19 protein-coding genes are annotated in these 16,913 nt (G+C 68.7%); 7 read left to right on the forward strand and 12 right to left on the reverse strand.

All coding sequences use genetic code 11. From position 1 onward, the window contains the following. The first annotated feature begins 124 nt into the window (after positions 1-124). Positions 125-1,108 (forward strand): SMP-30/gluconolactonase/LRE family protein, encoded by a 984-nt coding sequence (locus NVU01S_RS02155; RefSeq protein WP_373864178.1) that lies wholly within the window; start codon positions 125-127, stop codon positions 1,106-1,108. Positions 1,109-1,721: 613 nt separating this feature from the next. On the opposite strand, the gene NVU01S_RS44510 is transcribed toward NVU01S_RS02155, so the two are convergent. Next, complete coding sequence (locus NVU01S_RS44510) at positions 1,722-2,024, reverse strand: hypothetical protein (RefSeq protein WP_043679331.1); 303 nt, start codon at positions 2,022-2,024, stop codon at positions 1,722-1,724. A gap of 146 nt (positions 2,025-2,170) precedes the next feature. Between NVU01S_RS44510 and NVU01S_RS02165 the strand changes: the two genes are divergently transcribed. After that, positions 2,171-3,433 (forward strand): alpha/beta hydrolase, encoded by a 1,263-nt coding sequence (locus NVU01S_RS02165; RefSeq protein ID WP_373864179.1) that lies wholly within the window; start codon positions 2,171-2,173, stop codon positions 3,431-3,433. Positions 3,434-3,629: 196 nt separating this feature from the next. Here the strand turns inward: NVU01S_RS02165 and NVU01S_RS02170 are convergent, their stop codons facing one another. After that, complete coding sequence (locus NVU01S_RS02170) at positions 3,630-4,721, reverse strand: hypothetical protein (protein WP_209444877.1); 1,092 nt, start codon at positions 4,719-4,721, stop codon at positions 3,630-3,632. A gap of 154 nt (positions 4,722-4,875) precedes the next feature. Here NVU01S_RS02170 and NVU01S_RS02175 point away from each other — a divergent pair, with 154 nt between their 5' ends. Then, a complete protein-coding gene (locus NVU01S_RS02175) occupies positions 4,876-5,685 on the forward strand; it encodes a HugZ family pyridoxamine 5'-phosphate oxidase (RefSeq protein ID WP_043679371.1) in 810 nt (269 codons plus the stop codon). Here NVU01S_RS02175 and gloA2 read toward each other — a convergent pair. The 3 genes from gloA2 to NVU01S_RS02190 all read right to left on the reverse strand — a co-directional run bounded on the left by gloA2 (position 5,673) and on the right by NVU01S_RS02190 (position 7,332). After that, entirely contained in the window at positions 5,673-6,059 is a 387-nt protein-coding gene (gene gloA2 / locus NVU01S_RS02180) for an SMU1112c/YaeR family gloxylase I-like metalloprotein (RefSeq protein WP_041562751.1), read from the reverse strand. The genes NVU01S_RS02175 and gloA2 overlap by 13 nt on opposite strands. Positions 6,060-6,122: 63 nt before the next feature. Then, positions 6,123-6,650: an anthrone oxygenase family protein gene (locus NVU01S_RS02185; RefSeq protein ID WP_052281228.1), complete on the reverse strand. Its 528-nt coding sequence runs from the start codon at positions 6,648-6,650 to the stop codon at positions 6,123-6,125. A 79-nt stretch (positions 6,651-6,729) separates the two neighbouring features. Beyond that, positions 6,730-7,332: a TetR/AcrR family transcriptional regulator gene (locus NVU01S_RS02190; RefSeq protein WP_052281227.1), complete on the reverse strand. Its 603-nt coding sequence runs from the start codon at positions 7,330-7,332 to the stop codon at positions 6,730-6,732. Between the two features lie 65 nt (positions 7,333-7,397). On the opposite strand from NVU01S_RS02190, the gene NVU01S_RS02195 reads away from it, so the two are divergent. The 3 genes from NVU01S_RS02195 to NVU01S_RS02205 are packed head-to-tail and all read left to right on the forward strand — an operon-like array spanning position 7,398 to position 10,301. Further along, on the forward strand, positions 7,398-7,985 hold the full coding sequence (locus NVU01S_RS02195; RefSeq protein ID WP_244467484.1) for a VOC family protein: 588 nt from the start codon (positions 7,398-7,400) through the stop codon (positions 7,983-7,985). Further along, positions 7,976-9,424, forward strand: coding sequence for an FAD-binding protein (locus NVU01S_RS02200; protein ID WP_052281226.1), 1,449 nt, complete (start codon positions 7,976-7,978; stop codon positions 9,422-9,424). Before NVU01S_RS02195 ends, NVU01S_RS02200 begins: the two co-directional genes overlap by 10 nt. Before the next feature lies 1 nt (position 9,425). Further along, positions 9,426-10,301, forward strand: coding sequence for a TIGR03619 family F420-dependent LLM class oxidoreductase (locus NVU01S_RS02205; RefSeq protein ID WP_043679319.1), 876 nt, complete (start codon positions 9,426-9,428; stop codon positions 10,299-10,301). 302 nt (positions 10,302-10,603) lie between these two features. Here the strand turns inward: NVU01S_RS02205 and NVU01S_RS02215 are convergent, their stop codons facing one another. The 3 genes from NVU01S_RS02215 to NVU01S_RS02225 all read right to left on the reverse strand — a co-directional run bounded on the left by NVU01S_RS02215 (position 10,604) and on the right by NVU01S_RS02225 (position 12,189). Then, entirely contained in the window at positions 10,604-10,912 is a 309-nt protein-coding gene (locus tag NVU01S_RS02215) for a DUF7677 family protein (protein ID WP_043679316.1), read from the reverse strand. Between the two features lie 227 nt (positions 10,913-11,139). Further along, positions 11,140-11,574 (reverse strand): VOC family protein, encoded by a 435-nt coding sequence (locus NVU01S_RS02220; RefSeq protein ID WP_043679313.1) that lies wholly within the window; start codon positions 11,572-11,574, stop codon positions 11,140-11,142. A gap of 117 nt (positions 11,575-11,691) precedes the next feature. Next, the gene (locus tag NVU01S_RS02225) at positions 11,692-12,189 is read right to left on the reverse strand and encodes a pyridoxamine 5'-phosphate oxidase family protein (RefSeq protein ID WP_043679310.1); all 498 of its coding nucleotides are present in this window, start codon (positions 12,187-12,189) and stop codon (positions 11,692-11,694) included. A 155-nt stretch (positions 12,190-12,344) separates the two neighbouring features. On the opposite strand from NVU01S_RS02225, the gene NVU01S_RS45390 reads away from it, so the two are divergent. Continuing rightward, positions 12,345-12,572 carry a histidine phosphatase family protein gene (locus tag NVU01S_RS45390; protein ID WP_209444876.1) on the forward strand — a complete coding sequence of 76 codons (228 nt, stop codon included), beginning with the start codon at positions 12,345-12,347 and terminating at the stop codon, positions 12,570-12,572. Positions 12,573-12,782: 210 nt separating this feature from the next. On the opposite strand, the gene mshC is transcribed toward NVU01S_RS45390, so the two are convergent. The 4 genes from mshC to NVU01S_RS02245 form a co-directional block, all read right to left on the reverse strand. Beyond that, positions 12,783-14,021, reverse strand: a complete 1,239-nt coding sequence (mshC, locus tag NVU01S_RS02230; RefSeq protein WP_043679307.1) for a cysteine--1-D-myo-inosityl 2-amino-2-deoxy-alpha-D-glucopyranoside ligase — start codon at positions 14,019-14,021, stop codon at positions 12,783-12,785. Positions 14,022-14,676: 655 nt separating this feature from the next. Continuing rightward, positions 14,677-15,480 carry an SCO1664 family protein gene (locus NVU01S_RS02235; protein WP_043679304.1) on the reverse strand — a complete coding sequence of 268 codons (804 nt, stop codon included), beginning with the start codon at positions 15,478-15,480 and terminating at the stop codon, positions 14,677-14,679. 3 nt (positions 15,481-15,483) lie between these two features. Further along, positions 15,484-16,068: a DUF3090 domain-containing protein gene (locus NVU01S_RS02240; RefSeq protein WP_014985009.1), complete on the reverse strand. Its 585-nt coding sequence runs from the start codon at positions 16,066-16,068 to the stop codon at positions 15,484-15,486. A 74-nt stretch (positions 16,069-16,142) separates the two neighbouring features. Further along, positions 16,143-16,895, reverse strand: a complete 753-nt coding sequence (locus NVU01S_RS02245) for a histidine phosphatase family protein (protein WP_043679301.1) — start codon at positions 16,893-16,895, stop codon at positions 16,143-16,145. Between the last annotated feature and the right edge of the window lie 18 nt (positions 16,896-16,913).

Below are 16,913 nucleotides of genomic sequence, written 5' to 3' on the forward strand. Positions count from 1 at the left end.
GGGCTGCCGAAAACCCTGGGCGCAGCACGTATTCACACTTACCTCCCGCACACACCCCTCTTGGATCCGATTCCGCCAGCACCTCCCTACCCCGGCGTTACGCTGAGACGTGCTCGCATCGACGATGAATCCGCAACGCTGGACCCCTCCCCCCGCTTCGCGGCGTGCGCGCGAATCACGCAGCACCCCACCTCTTCCCGCGCTGACGCGAGTGGAGTTGCCCGCGGCCGGGCCCGAGGATGTGGTGCGCACGCCGGACGGACGCCTGCTCGCCGGGACCGGTGACGGTGCGATTCACAGCATCGACCCGGCGACCGGCGAGGTGCGTTTGCTGGTGAACACCGGCGGGCGACCGCTGGGCTTGCACGCCGACCCGGACGGCACCGTGCTGATCTGCGACTTCGAGCGTGGCCTGCTCGAATTGCGACCGGACGGCACCCTCGAGGTGCTCGTCGACGAGTTCGACGGCGCGCGACTCCCCTTCGCCAGCAACGTGGTTCGCGACACGGACGGGACCGTCTATTTCTCCTCGTCGACCAGCCGGTATCCGCTGGACCAGTACATGGGCGACCTGCTGGAGCATTCCGGGACGGGCAGGCTGTTCCGGCGCGACCCGTCGGGAAAGGTCGAAGTGCTGCTCGACGGGCTGCAATTCGCGAACGGTGTGGTGCTCGCGCCGGATCGTTCGTGCGTGGTGGTCGCCGAAACCGCTGGTTACCGACTGACCCGGCACTGGCTGACCGGCCCGAAGGCAGGCACCCGGGACCTGCTCATCGAGAACCTGCCCGGTTTCCCGGACAATCTGGGTCTCGGCAGCGACGGGCTGATCTGGATCACCCTGCCCAGCGCGCGCAACCCGATCCTGGATCGGCTGCTTCCCCTGCCCGGGATTTTGCGCCGCATCGTGTGGGCGCTGCCGGACTGGGTGCAGCCGAAGCCGGCGAAGACGATCTGGGTGATGGCGGTCGACTTCGACGGCAACGTAGTGCACGACCTGCAGACCGAGGGCACGAATTTCGCGATGGTCACCGGCGTCGTCGAGCACGAGGGCACGCTGTACCTGGGCAGTCTCACCGAGTCCGCGATCGGAGTGACGCGCGTTCCGTAGTCCGCCGATGGGTCGCGAGAAGTCGGTCACCGGACGTCCGGCCCTTGGTGCAGCACGTCCCTCGCCGGACGCCTCGGCTCAACGTAGATGGGTTACGTGCCGACTTGGACGGTGCGGTCGCCGCCTCATTCGGACGCAATATTCGGCAGTGCGGTAGTCGGCTCCGGGCGGCACGGCTAGCGGTCCGGCCACCGCATTATCCAAGTGCCATTGTTGGCGGTGGCGTCGCCGCCTCATTCGGGCCCAATGTTTGGCAGTGCGGTCGTCGGCTCTGGGCGGCACGGCTAGCAGTCCGGCCACCGCATCACCCAAATGCCATTGTTGGCGGTGGCGTCGCCGCCTCATTCGGGTGCAATGTTGGCAGTGCGGTCGTCAGCTTGTTCGGGCGGCATGGTTGGCAGGTCCAGCAGCACCAGGGTCGCGCCAGGGCGCCTGCGCACGATGCGGTGGGCAGACGCGTGGAGGCCTGCCTGCGCGCCATGCACGGCGGCCTTCAGCCGCCCCATACGGGCGGCGCGCCCACCGACAACACGCCGGTCTGCACCTGGTCAACCGATCACCAGGTAATGGTGGCGGCATCGGCCGAGAAGCTCCCGCCACCATTACCTGGTGATCAACCGACCAATACCTGCCGCTGCCCGCGCCTCCGCGGAATGCCGCGTACGAACGCCGCGGCCAGCGGCACGGCCGGATGCCACAGGTGCACGGTCACCGCCACCACCGCGGCGGTGACGACGACAAAGCCGACCGCCTGCAACGCGATCGCGCTCCAGTTCTGCGCGAAGGTGCGCCGGGCCGCGGCGTACAGCAGCGGCGGAAGTAGCGGTTCGTCGCGGGTGGAACGCCGTCCCCGCTCGGGGATTGGCGATAACCGCGCTCGGGCTGGGATGGAATGGACCCACTCCCTGATCCACACCGACTACAGGCCGAAGGTGCGCTCTACCGGGCCGGTCGACGGCGCGCCCCGCCGCGTTCACTGACAACGTTGTTCCCCCACCGGGTGCGAGGACGAGGACATTCGCCCGCCCGGACGATTTCAGTGCACGGTTGTACACTGAAATGATGATTGAGCAGGCGCAGCGGCAGGCGGAGGTACGCGCCCTCGCCAGATTGGCGGGCGACGAGCTCGGTGGCGCGGTGGACGGGATCGCGGCGGTGCATCGGGCGATCGCGGGCCGGGTGTTCGCGGCCGTGCGGTTGGGAGTTGGTCCGGCTGCGACGCCGGTCGAGGTGGTGCACGACGCGATCGCCGACGGGGTGTACCGGATCGTGAGCGAGTCGGCCGTGGCGGTGGGCAAGCTGGCCGAGCGGACCGCGGATCTGCCCGGCGCGCAGCCGCCTTCGCGCACGGTGTTCGGAGCCGGGTTCCTCGGCGCGCTCCAGGGTTTCATCGGCGACGATCTGGAGCAGGCGCGGCCGATCCTCGCCGGGCCGATGACGTTGCGGGTGGACGGGGAGCCGGTCGCGCCCGAGCAGATCGGGCAGTACGTGGCGGAGCCGAGTTCGAGTGTGGTGGTGTTTCTGCACGGGCTGGTGGAGACCGAGCATGCCTGGCGGCTGGGTGGACGGACGAGCTATGCGGAGGGGCTCGAGCAGGACCTCGGCTACAGCACGCTGCAGATCCGCTACAACAGCGGCCTGCACATCTCGGAGAACGCCCACCAGTTGAGCGAGCTGTTGCAGCGAGTGGTGGAGCACTGGCCCGTGGAGGTCGAGCAGCTGTCGCTGGTCGGTCATTCGATGGGCGGGTTGATCGCGCGTGGGGCTTGTTTCGAGGCGAGCGAGTCCGGGTCGGCGTGGGTGCGCCGGGTGCGGCATCTCGTCTGTCTCGGTTCGCCGCATCTGGGTGCGCCGCTGGAGCAGCTCGTGCATTTCGCGTCCGCGGCGTTGGTTCGGGTGCCGGAGACGCGCCCGTTCGGCCGGTTGCTGCGGCGGCGTAGCGCGGGGATCCGCGATCTGCGGCAGGGTTCGCTGGTCGATGAAGATTGGCGCGATATCGACACGGATACGCTGCGGCGCAGGGTCATTCGTGAGGTCCCGCTCTTGGACGGGGTGGCGCACTATTTCGTGACCGCGTGCGTCACGCGCAGTCCCCGCCATCCGCTCGGGCGGATCATCGGTGACGGTCTGGTGCTCACCACCAGCGCGTCGGGCCGGAACCGGGCTCGCCGCATCGGCTTCGACGACGCCAACGGGCTGCACGTCCCCGCCGCCAACCACTTCACCCTTCTCAACCACTACGCGGTCTACGAGAGCCTGGTGCGCTGGTTGAGTACCGCGCCGGAGCGGGCCGTCGAGGAGGCGAGCGCGGTCACCGAGTCGTGACAGGTACTGCTGTCCGCGCCGCGCACATCGCCGCGTGGCCGCGATTCGGATGATCAGCGGCAGGTAGCCGCACCGCGGTGCGCCACTGCTGGCTGCCCGCGACGCAGCCGACCCCGTCGGTGCGAGCCCGCTGCGATCTGATCTGCACGACGCGCAAACGTGCACGACGCGCAGATCGCCGCCGGACCCGCGTTGTCTACAGCAGGTGTTCGGGGTCGGAGTCGGCTTCGATGCGGACGTCGGCGGTGAAGAGGGCTTCGACGTCGTCGTCATCGGTGTGGGCGGCGTAGAGCAGCAGGCAGCCGCGGATGCCGTCGAGCAGGTCTTCGAGCAGGTCGAGGGCGGGGCGGGCGGGGTCGAGCCGGCTGATCCGGAAGCTCGCGAGCATGGCTTCGCGGGTTTCGGCGTCGACCTCGAAGGTGCGGGCCTGTTCCTCGATTTCGGCGACGCGGCCGACCACGGCCCACGGGGCGGGCACCCGGCCTTCGTGCACGGCCATGGCTTCGGCGATCAGGTCGACGACGACCTCGGTGGGACTCTCCCCCGCGTCGAGGCGTTCGAGCACCAGGGTGGGGGTCTCGACCTGCAGGGCTTCGATGTCGTCGGCTTCCACGACGACGTCGGTGGCGGGCACGCCGGCCATCTCGCCGGCGACTTCGGCGGCGGCGAGCAGCCAGTGTGCGGCGGCCACGGCGGCGGAGGCGGGGTCGAGTTCGGTGAACAGTTCGATGGAGCCGAGCGGGTCGGCGCGCAGCAGGTCGTCGGCGGCTTGTACCTGGGCCGGGGAGACGTCGGGGCGGGACAGTTCGACGGCTTGGCGGGCGCGGGCGGACAGGTCGCCGCGTTCGGCGGATTCGATGGCCGCTTGTTCGGCGCTCACCTCGGCGATGATGGTGTCGCGCAGGACGGGGTCGTCGATGTCGTGCAGGGTGCGTCCGACGCGGTGCGCGGATTCGACGACACCGCTGTAGGAGACGACGAGTCCTTCTTCGGAGGGCAGGTTGGGGGTGCGCAGGCCGGCTTCGACCTCTTTGAAGTTGCGGCGTTCCTCGGCGCGACGCCAGGCTTCGCTGTTGGGGATGTCGGGATCGCCCGCGGCGCTGGCCGGGTGGGTGTAGGTGCGCCAGTGGAACCGGGACAGCGTGGTCAGGTTCGACGCCAGATTGGTTGCCTGATCGTGGGTCACCTGGTTGGACAGCACGGCTACCGTCTGCGCGAGATCGCCGCGTCCGGTCGCCCAGGTGGCGACTAGTACGTTGCGGTCGGCGTCGAATGCGTATCGGGTCACCCGGCAAGTCTGGTCTATTCGCGCGCGATCCGCGCGCCCAATCCCGTGCATCGACTCCGCCGCGCAGGGCGATTCGACGTGGCACGCTGAAAGATGGCAGCTCGGAGACAGACCCGGCGTCCGCGTGTCGGGCGGGCAGGAGAGGATGAACGGCATGACTCTCGACCATGGTGACCCCGGCGACGCGCCGTCGATTCCGCAGCCCACGGGCCCGGTGGTGAACTCGGCTCGGCCTTCGGCCGCGGAGGAGGCGAGAACGGTTGCCGCCGCGACGAATACCGCGACGCTGGCCAGTCTCAGCGAGGACGGCACACCGTGGGCGTCGTTCGTGACGTATGGGCTGCTGGACGGGCAGCCGGTGCTGTGTGTGTCCCGGTTGGCCGAGCACGGCCGGAATCTGGCGGCCGACGCGCGGGCCAGTGTGGCGATCGTGGCGCCGGATATGCCCGCGGATCCGTTGGCGGGGACCAGGATCACGCTCGCGGGTGTGGTGGAGCAGCCGGTGGGTGCGGAGGCCGAGGCGGCGCGGGCGGCACATCTGGCGGCGGTGCCCGCGGCGAAGCACTACATCGATTACAGCGATTTCTCGGTGTGGGTGTTGCGGGTGCGGCGGGTCCGCTGGGTCGGCGGGTACGGACGGATGGATTCGGCGAGTGCGGAACAGTACGCGGCGACATCGGCGGATCCGATCGTGCCGGTGGCGGCGGGGGCGATCGCGCATCTGAACGACGATCATGCTCCGGCACTGCTGGCGATGGCGCAGGCGCTCGGCGGGTATCCGGATGCGACGGAGGCGAGCTGTGAGCGCGCGGACCGGTATGGGCTGGATCTACGGGTGGTGACGCCGCGCGGGGTGGCGCGGACCCGGGTGGGCTATGCCGAGCCGATCGGTTCGATCGACGAGTTGCGCGCGGCGACAGTCGAATTGGCGCGGCGCTCGCGTGGTATGAATCAGACTTCGTAGAGTTCGAGCGGCAGGTCGTCGGGGTCGAAGAAGAACGCCATCCGTTTTCCGGTGACCTCGTCGACGCGCAGTTCTTCGGTGCGTACACCTTTGGCGGCGAGCCGGTCCAGGGTGGCGGCGACGTCGCGGACCGCGAACGCGAGGTGGCGCAGCCCCGCGGCCTCGGGCCAACTCGCGCGGTTCGGCGGTTCGGGGAAGGAGAACAGTTCGATCCTGCTACCGCCGGGGATGGCGAGGTCGAGTTTGTAGGAGCGGCGTTCGGCCCGGTACTGCTCGGCGATCACGGCGAGCCCGAGTGTCTCGGTGTAGAACCGCTTGGAGCGGACATAGTCGGACGCGATGATCGCCACGTGGTGAATGCCTAGGAGTTCCACTCCGCGACCGTATCTCAGGGGTGCGGTCGTTCCCGGTAGGCCCCTGTTCGGGTCGCGGGTGGATCACATCGGGTGCCGCCACGGCCGCGTCGCGGCGATCAGGAATCCCGATGCGGCGGCGAGCGCGGTCACCACGCGGGCGTGGTTCCACCAGACCCATTGCGTGTACAGCTCGTCCCATCGGGTCGCCGCGCCGGGATCGGCGGGGTCGAGCGCATCCACCGACGCGCTGACGGGCACGTTGCCCGCTCCGGTGAGCACGACCGTGGCGAACAGGAAGGTGACGGCGGCGGCGAGCATCCACGGTGCCGCAGGGGTACGCCACCGCAGGACCGCGCGCACGATCAGGACGAGGCACAGCGCGGTGGTGCCGTACATGGCCAGCATCAGCGGCGGTGTGACGGCGGTTCGGTCAAGGGCCTGCATGGCGGTGATCCCTTGGGCCGGGGGCAGCTCGCGCAGGCCGGGCATGACGACGAAGGAGAAGTCGAAGAACACGCCGCCGTTGACGGCCGTGGCCAGTGCTGCCGCCCATGTCAGCCACCGGTCCGGGCCGTGCCGCTCCTGTGCTCCGGGGTTGTCTTTTCGCATGGTTCAACGACATCAGCCGGGCGCGCGAAGCACCATGCGCGAGACGCGCCGGTGCATGCGGGAGCGTCCAGTGCGGTGTTCACACGGTGAGCATGGCGACGATCATGGCGATGATTTCGGCGGCGTCGCCGGGCTGGGCTTTGCGGATGCCCGCTTCGAGGGTGCGTTCGTAGTCGGCGATGAGCGCGAACATGACGGTGGCCATGGTTTCCAGGCGTTGCCTGCGTTTGCGTGCGGCCAGGTGCGGCAGGGCGGCGGTGAGCCGGGTCGCGATGATCCGGACGGCGGCGCGGTCGGTGCCCGCCAGGCGGCGCGGATCGGCGATCACCGGGTGGGCGCGCACGACCTCCAGGAAGCGGCCGTAGTGGGTGACGCCGTCGGCGGCGCTGAGTTCGAGGATCGGTGCGGCGAGCATCGTGACGAGGGTGTCGAGATCGTGTGCGGTGCCTTCGGCCTCGTAGCGGGCGAGCAACTGCATGCGGCGGTCTTCGAGCCAGTTCATTCTGCGGTCGACGATGGCTTCGATCAGGCCGGTGCGGGAGTCGAAGTAGTAGTGCACGGCGGAGTTGTTGCGGTTGCCCGCGGCCGCGGCGATATCGCGCAGCGGGACGTCGACCCCGCGTTCGGCGATGAGCCGCTCCCCCGCGTCGAGCAGTGCCGCGCGCGAATCGGCGATGAACATAGCGAGACTGTACTAAACACTCACCTTGACTGAGTTAAGCACACGTGTTTAGTTGAGGAGGTGGGTTGCGGGGTTCAGTGCCGAGCAGCGTCCGGCCGTGGGCCGACGTGTCCGGGTCCGATGCGGCGAGGCCGCGCGGCGGTCGGCCGGTGATCGCGCGCGGCCCGATCTTTCAGCTGGGCTGGGTGGTGCCGGATATCGTGGCAGCCCGACGGCAGTTCACCGAGCGGTACGGGGTGGCAGAATGGTTCTCGATCCCGGACGTGCACTTCGGGCCGGAACTGTGTGAATTACGGGGCGCGCCGGCCGATTACACGATCTCGGTCGCGCTCGGGTACGCGGGTGGGCAGCAGCTGGAGTTGATCGAGCCGCGGGGTGGGGCGAGCTTGTACGCCGAGCACCTCGAGCGGGCCGGCGCGGGGTTGCATCATGTGGCGTGGGTGCCGGAGGACTACGACGGCGCGCTGGAGGAAGCGCGGGCCACGGGCATCGAGATCGTCGCTCGCGGAAAATTCCAGGGTGTCGGAATGGAGTTCGCGTACCTCGACGGAGGACCGCTCGGATCGCCTATCGAACTCATGCGTCTGTCCGGCGAGATGCGGGCGATGTTCGACGCACTGATCCCGGAAGGCTGCACCAACCCATGGCAGTAGGAACCGAACTCCCCGACGTGGCCGTCCCACCGGCGGACTGGGACGAGACCGCCGATGTGGTGGTCGTCGGTTTCGGCATCGCCGGTGCGTGCGCGGCGATCAGCGCGGCCGAGGCCGGTGCGCGGGTGCTGATCCTCGAACGCACCGGTGCCGCGGGCGGTGCCTCCGCGCTCGCGGCCGGGCACTTCTACCTCGGCGGCGGCACACCCGTGCAGCACGCCACCGATCACCAGGACAGCGTCGCCGCGATGCGCGACTATCTGGTCGCGGTCAGCCCCGACCCCGACCATCGCAAGATCGAGGCCTACTGCGCGGGCAGCGTCGCGCATTTCGCGTGGCTGGAAGCGCAAGGGCTGGGCTTCGAGCGTTCGTACTACTCGGGCAAGGCCGTGGTGCAGCCCGGCACCGAAGGTCTGATGTGGACGGGCAACGAGAACGTCGCGCCGCACCGAGACCAGATCGCCCCCGCACCGCGCGGGCACAAGGTGAACGTGCCCGCCGAACGCGGTGGCGCCGAGATCATGCGGGTGCTCACCGCGCGGGTGCACGCGCTCGGCATCCGGGTGCGCTACGAGACGCGAGTCGATCAGTTGGTGCTCGACGGCAACCGGGTCGTCGGCGTGCGCTGGCCCGATGGTGCCGCGACGGGTGCGGTGGTGCTCGCCGCGGGCGGGTTCGTCGCCAACCCCGGCATGCTCGCCGCCTTCACCCCGCTCGCACGGCATTTCCTGCCGTTGGGGGTGCCCACCGACGACGGGCTCGGCATCCGGCTCGGCCAGTCCGCGGGCGCGGCGACCGCGCACATGCACGGCGCGTTCCTCACCGCCTCGTTCTATCCGCCCGCGCAACTGCTGCACGGGATCATCGTGAACAAGGCGGGCCGCCGGTTCGTCGCCGAGGACTCCTACCACGGGCGCACCGCGGGCGCGGTTGTCGCGCAACCGGATTCGACCGCGTACCTGATCGTGGACAGCAAACACCTGGTGTGGCCGGAACTGCCGATGGCGAAGTTCGTCGACGGGTGGGACACGGTCGCGAAAATGGAGGCGGCGCTGGACATGCCCGTCGGGGCGCTGCAGGAGACGCTCGCGAACTACAACGTCGCCGCGGCCGACGAGCACGACCCCGAATTCGACAAGCATCCGGACTGGGTGACGCCGCTGACCGAAGGACCCTGGGGCGCCTTCGATCTGACGCCCGGTATCGCGACCTACGTCGGGTTCACCCTGGGCGGACTGCGCACCTCCGTCGACGGACAGGTGCTGCGGGCCGACGACTCACCGATCGGGGGGCTGTACGCCGCCGGGGCCTGCGCGTCCAACCTGGCGCAGGACTGCGACGGCTATTCGAGTGGAACCTGTCTCGGGGAGGGCTCGTTCTTCGGGCGCCGCGCCGGGGCGCACGCGGCGCTGCACTCGCGGCGCCAGGAAGGCGACTGATATGCGCTTCACCTATGCCGAGACGATGACCGACCCGGCCTACTACGTCCCACTGGCCCGCGCCGCCGAGGCGGCCGGGTACACGTCGATGGCGGTCGCGGACAGCATCGCCTACCCACGCGACTCCGACGCCAAGTACCCCTACACACCGGACGGGAATCGAGAGTTCCTGGAGGACAAACCGTTCATCGAGGCGTTCGTGCTCAGCGCGGCGATGGCGGCCGCGACCACCACGCTGCGGTTCACGCCGTTCGTGCTGAAGCTGCCGATCCGGCCGCCGGTACTGGTCGCCAAGCAGACCGCGTCGATCGCGGCGTTGAGCGGCAACCGGTTCGGGCTCGGCGTCGGGATCAGCCCGTGGCCCGACGATTTCGAGATCATGGACGTGCCGTTCGAGAAGCGTGGCGCGCGGATGGACGAGTGCATCGACATCGTGCGCGGGCTCACCGCGGGCGGCTACTTCGAATTCCACGGCGAGTTCTACGACATCCCGCCGATCAAGATCAGTCCGGTGCCCACCGAACCCGTCCCGATCCTCATCGGCGGGCACAGCAAACCCGCACTGCGGCGGGCCGCGCAACGCGGCGACGGCTGGATGCACGCCGGCGGCGACGGCGACGAACTCGACCGTCTCCTGGTCGAATTGGACGCGCTACGGGCCGAATACGGCACCCGCAAAGACTTCGAGATCCACGTCATCTCCCTCGACGGCTTCACCGTCGACGGCATCAAACGACTCGAGGACAAAGGCGTCACCGACGTCATCGTCGGTTTCCGCCTCCCCTACACCCTCGACCAAGACACCGAACCCCTCGACACCAAGATCACCAACCTCTCCCGCTTCGCCGAGCACGTGATCGCCAAGGTCAACGGGTAACCCGACGCCGCCCGCCGATCTTCGGGTCGGGGGCGGCTACTGGATCACGCTCGGCGGTCGTGCGGGCACGAGTCGACGAATCCCGGGGTGTCGTGCACCAGCCGGGCGTAGGCGACCCGGGCGCGCTCGGCGAGTCCGGACTCGCACCACCGATGGACGCAGTGCCCGATCGTGCGCGGTGCGCCGGCCGGCTCTCCGCGCTCAACGAACCTCGGTATCAACCGCGAAAGGTCATCGCGGGGCAGGCACATTGCTCAACGCTCACGTCACGCACACTGCCGCCGGATCGTTGCACAGCCCGATCAGAACAGCTCGACTTCCCACGACTCGAGGTCTGCTTCTCCAGGCGGGAGCTCCCCCGTGCAGTACCTATAGAGCCACACTGCGGCACGGCGTTCCGCGTACTTCTCGTTGACGGGTTCGCCTTCGTCGTCGAGCTCGAGCACGTTGGCGAAGATGGCGAAGCAGGTCTCCATCTGCGAGGGCGAATCCTTCAGCTCGTCCCAATAGTTGATCCCGGCGAGCATCGGATGACCGACCGACCCACGGGCCACCCATCCGGCGAAACGACGAATCGCTCCGGATGCGCCATTGCTGAGGCGAGTTGACATGCGCGGGAAAGTATCACCTCCCCGTCGCCACAAGCATCCGAATATCTCGGCAGCACTGGGCGTGCACAGCGCCGAGTGCGGCCGAAGGCGCGCTGCGCGGGTGCCAGCGGATTGTTGGTCGGTTGATCACCAGGTAATGGTGGCGGGGGGCTCTCGCACGATGCCGCCACCATTACCTGGTGATCGCGTGACCAGGTTGTGCGCGGCGTGTCGGCGCGGCGTGTCGGTCAGTCGAGTTCCTGGACGAGGCCGATGATGACGCCGCCGGGGCCGCGGACGTAGCCGTAGCGGTAGATGTCCTGGTACTGGGCGATGTCGCCGACGAGTTCGGCGCCGTGCGGGCGCAGGCGTTCGAAGACTTCGGCGGTGTTCTCGACGACGAAGGTGAGACGCGGGATGCCGGGGGTGTTGACCGGTTCCCGGTGGGCGGTGCGGGTGGACACCGGGTGCTGGAAGGTCGACAGCTCGAGGCGGCCGCTGCCGTCCGGCACGCGCAGGAACGCGACATCCGCCCGGACCTCCGCCAAGCCGATCAGCTGGTCCACCCACGGCCCCTCGACCACGGTCTCTCCCTCCAGTTCCAGACCGAGTTCGATGAAGAAGGCGACCGCGGCCGCGAGATCCTCGACCACGATGCCTGCGTGATCCATCCGGATCGTCATGCTGTTTCTCCTCTTTCGTTGCGGCCCCAACGGTGCCCGTCGATCGTGTCAGGTGGTTCATGACCCGAGGCGGTGTTCGCGCTCGGGGTTGTGGAGCTGGCTGTGACTCGCTCTGGCTCAGGCGTTCTGGCGCTCGGCGCGCTGACGGATCAGTTCCTCGACCGCCGACGGCAGGGTGTTCTCGAAGTCGATGAGTTTGACCCAGGTCGGCCTGATGACGATGCGGACCATGCCGTCGTACAGCGAACGGACCTCCGCTTCCCATTCGACGCGCTGCTCGGCGCTCATCTCGTAGCTGCCGTTCATCTGCAGGTACTCGTCGGGGATGCCGTCGACCTCGTCCAGTTCCGCGCGCCCGCGCAGGAGCAGGATCTTCGGCGGGTGCACCTCGGTATCGATGGTCAGTGCGACCTCAGGTGTGTGCCGCAGCGAGTGCAACTTCGCGGCATTCTTCGTGGTGCACACGACGATCTCCTGCCCGTTCCAGGTGAACGCGACCGGAATGTTGCGCGGACTGCCGTCTTTGGCGACATACGCCATCCGCAGCAGGTCACGAGCCAGAAGTTCCTGACTCAGCGGCTGATTCAGGATCGCGGTGATCTCGTCGGCGTGCATCTTCGCTCCTTCATGTCGGCGAGGGCCGTTCGGCTGCTCGTACCCCGGGGACGGAGCCACCTACGCGTTCTCGACATCCCCCGACAAGAATTTCCGAACTTTTTCTCCGCCGCCGAAACGCATCCGGCATACCTCGCAACCATGGGTATCCCGGCATGAGCGAGGTCCGAATCTGGTGCCTGCGCCACGCCGAGTCCGAAAACGTCACCGCACGAATCGCCGGCGCGGTGCCCAGATCACCACTGACCACACGCGGCCGACACCAAGCGGTCGACGTGACGCGCACGTTGCGCGAAGAACCGATCACCGGCATCTACTGCAGCACCGCATTACGTGCACAAAACTGCGGCACTCCGAGCGTCACGCCTCAGACAAAGTCGTGATCTGAACACGGTCGACATTCCGGCGCAGATCGGCGGTAGTCGCAGTAGGCGCAACTACCTGCAGGGTGCAGCCGAGGCGATTCAGACGCCGCCGTGCAGAGAATTGCCGCTCTCGCGCTCGGCACGTCTACCGACCGCGAGAATCCTCGATCTGACGCTGCCGTCAGGAACCCACACCTCCCGCGCACACCACGGGAGGCGCGAGTCCGGTCAGAGGGTGATGCCGAGGAGGGCGTCTACGGCGGTTCTCACCGAGGCGGGGGCGGCGGGGTCGGGGCCGCCGTAATCGAGGGCTTGGCGGGCCCAGTTGTCCACGGCGTCGAGGGCTTTGGGGGTGTCCAGGTCGTCGGCGAGGTGCTGGCGCAGGCGCGCGATGGTGTCGCTGGCGTCGGGGCCGGTGGGGAGGGCGGTGGCGCGCCGCCACAGGTCGAGGCGGGCCTTGGCGGCGTCGAGCACGGCGTCGGTCCACATGCGGTCCTGCCGGTAGTGGCCGGCCAGCAGGCCCAGGCGGATGGCGGCAGGGTCGACGCCGCTGCGACGCAGCGTGGAGACCAGCACCAGGTTGCCCTTGGACTTCGACATCTTCTCGCCGTCCAAGCCGATCAGGCCGGCGTGCACGTAATGCCGGGCGAAACGGCGGCCCGCGATCAGGGATTCGGCGTGCGCGGCGGAATACTCGTGATGCGGGTAGATCAGATCGCTGCCGCCGCCTTGGATATCGAACTCGGGGCCGATGCGGTTCAGCGCGATCGCCGAACATTCGATGTGCCAGCCGGGACGGCCCGCACCGAACGGCGCCGGCCAGGACGGTTCGCCGGGACGGGCGGCCCGCCACAGCAGCGCGTCGATGCTGTCCCGCTTGCCCGGACGGTCCGGGTCGCCGCCGCGCTCGGCGAACAGGCGTTCCATGGTCTCGCGGTCGTAGCCGGACTCGTAGCCGAACTGTTCGGTCGCGTCGGCCCGGAAGTACACGTCGGGGTACTCGGCGTCGTCGACCACGTACGCGGCGCCCGACGCGAGCAGCTTCTGCACGAATTCGACGACCTCGTCGACGGATTCGATGGCGCCGACGTATTCGCGCGGCGGCACGATGCGCAGCGCGGTCATGTCCTCGCGGAACAGCTCGATCTCGCGCGTGCCGAGGTCGCGCCAGTCGACGCCGTCGCGTTCGGCGCGCTCGAACAGCGGGTCGTCCACGTCGGTCACGTTCTGTACGTAGTGCACCTCGTGCCCGGAATCGCGCAGCGATCGGTTGACCAGATCGAAGGTCAGATAGGTGGCGGCGTGCCCGAGATGGGTGGCGTCGTAAGGGGTGATCCCGCAGACGTACATGGTGGCGGTGGCGCCGGGTGTGACCGGACGCACCTGACGGTCGGCGGTGTCGAACAACCGCAACGGCGGCCCTGCTCCGGGGATGGTGGGTAGGGCGATATCGGACCAGGACTGCATAATTCGAGGGTAAAGGTGGGGTCGAGATCGTCGCCCTCCGCCCCGGCCGATCCGCCGCCGAACCCCTCTGATACGCCGCTCACGACCTGCGGAAATCAGCAAATCATGGGATGTCAAGGTTTTCGCTCTCGCTGAGTCCCTTGTCCGCGGAGAGTTGACGGGACCACCGAACGCTTCGCGCGACGGTAGCGCGTGCACCCGCCGAGGGCAATGCCGGGGGTCACGCACCCCCGCGTAAGCGCACGCTGCAAGATCGCATCAAGTGCCAGGCGGCACACGCTGAAGGTTGCGCCCGAAGATCGGGCGACCACAACGATCCTCGACGTGCAAGGCCAGAGGTGACCGGGCAGCCGGCTCGCCCTCGCGCTGGGACGGAACCGACGATCCGGCGTCCCCCGCTCGAATTGTGCCGCGAAACCCGCCTCCTCGACTCCGCCGCCCCGTCGAGGAGGCATTGTCCTGTCCGGGCACGCGAGGGCACGGACGAGTTCCGTTCGCGCCATAGCCGGTCGGCTGCCACCGAGCGACCGCCGTCGCCGACCCACCTCGGGCTTCACCCGCACCCGGCGCGGGCACCGCCGAGCCCACTCCAGAACACAAGCCCCCCAAGCCGATTCGGCACGCCATGCAACCCCGCACACCGTGCCGAATCAGCTCAGAACGCGGGCCAGGGTATCGGGCGGGAGGTGCGGGGCGTCGGCATCACGGGATCGTCGACGAGTTCCTGGGTCCGCTCGACGAGGGCTTCGATCTCGGCGTCGGTGATGTGCTCGGCGAGGTCGTCGGCGACCGCGCCGGGCAGTTCTTTGGCGAAGGCGGTGATGTCGGCGACCAGCGCGTCGCTCAGGGGCTGCCCGGCCCAGCCCCACAGCACGGTGCGCAGTTTGTGCTCGCTGTGCAGGCAGATGCCGTGATCGACGCCGTAGACCTGTCCGTCGGTGCCTTCCAGCGCGTGCCCGCCCTTGCGGTCGGCGTTGTTGAGCAGCACGTCCAGCACGGCCATGCGTTGCAGGCGCGGGTCGTCGGCGTGGATGAGCGAGACGTCGTTGCCGGCGGGGTCCTGCGCGCGCAGCACCTCGCGGAACCCGTCGGGCACCGCGCCGAGCGGCACCAGGTCCACCAGGTCGAGTCGGTCACCGCGCGCGGTGTGGTTGTCGACGCCGTCCACCCAGCGCTGCACCATGCCGACGCCGTACGGTCCGTCGCGCAGGATCGTCTCCGGGATCACGCCCCAGCCGACGGCCGCCGAGATCCGATAGGACGCCACCTCCCGGCCCGCGAGCGTGCCGTCGGGGAAGTCCCACAGCGGGCGTTCGCCGCGCACGGGTTTGTACACCACCCGCAGGGGCGGCTCGTTCTCGTCGAGGATGTCGCAGACCAGGGTCACGTTGCTGGCGGTACTGATCCGCCCGATCACCGTCAACTCACCACTGTGGAACCGCTCCCCGGCCCGCGTCACCGTTCACTCCTCTAGCTCGGCCGCGCCGAAGATGTCGCCGCGCTTGTAGCCGTTGGTCCGCACACACATGTGTCCCCGCGACGACAGCGGTTCCCCGCACAGCGGGCACGGCGGGCGACCCGCCGCGATCACCCTGGTCGATCGCAACGCGAACTCCCGCGCCTGGATCGGGGTCAGGAACACGCGCACCGCGTCCGGCCCCTCCTCGGTGTCGTCGAGCACCACCGACTCGTCCACCTCGGTTTCGGTGATCGCGAGCAATTCCACCACCACGGCGTTCGCGTCGGCGTCCCAGCCCAGCCCCATCGTGCCGACCCGGAACTCGGCGTCGACCGGGGTGACCAGCGGGGCGCTGTCGCTGATGTCCTCGGCCTGCGGGGGCACCTCGGCGCCGAAGCGGCGGGCCACCTCGTCCAACAGCAGACCCATCCGGTCGGCGAGCACCTTCACCTGCTGCTTTTCCAGCAGCACGCTCACGACCCGCGGTTCCTGAACGGCCTGCAGATAGAACGCGCGATCGCCCGGCTCACCGACGGTCCCGGCGACGAAACGATCGGGGGTGCGAAATACATGGATTGCGCGTGACACATGCACCTCCTGATACGTGGCCCTGATCGACTATCCGCGGCGCGGTGCCGCCGACTACCCGTGTACAAGGAATCTCAACGCTCCGCATTCCCATTATCCGCACTCCCCGCCCCGCCCAGCTCGCCGCCGGGCACCGGGCCGTCCGGGTCGGCCGCAGGATGCTGGCCTGCGGAGCGCGAATCGGCAACGGGGCGTTGCTGATTCGACAGCGCCGAGAGGTCGGCGCCGGTGTCGTTGAACCGCCACACATACGGCGAGGTGGGGGTGTAGCGGATGACGCTGATCGAGGCGGGCTCCACCATGATCCGCTGGAAGCCGTCCAGGTGGATGCCCAGCGCGTCGGCCAGCACCGACTTGATGACGTCGCCGTGGGTGCAGGCCACCCACAACGCGTCGCCGCCGTGCTGTTCGGCCAGCGCCCGATCGTGCTCGCGCAATGCGGCGACCGCACGGCTCTGCACCTGCGCCAGCCCTTCCCCGCCGGGGAACACCGCACCGGAGGCGTGCCGCTGCACCACCTTCCAGAGCGGTTCCTCCAACAGTTCGCCGATCGGCCGCCCCGTCCAGTCGCCGTAGTCGACCTCGATCAACCGATCGTCGAATACCGGTTCCAGCCCGAATTTCTCCGCCAGCGGGGCCACTGTGCGCTGACAGCGCAGCAGCGGCGAGTGCACGATCCGCTCGATCGGCAGTCCGGCGAGCCGTTCGGCGACGGCCCTTGCCTGCTCTTCGCCGCGCTCGGTCAGCTCGACGCCGGTGCTCCGACCGGCCAGGGTGCGGGCGGTGTTCGAGGTCGACACACCGTGTCGCAGCAGAATCACCGTCATGTAGTCAGCCTAGTCATG

It is taken from the genome of Nocardia vulneris (assembly GCF_001613425.1).
Lineage (GTDB): Bacteria > Actinomycetota > Actinomycetes > Mycobacteriales > Mycobacteriaceae > Nocardia > Nocardia vulneris.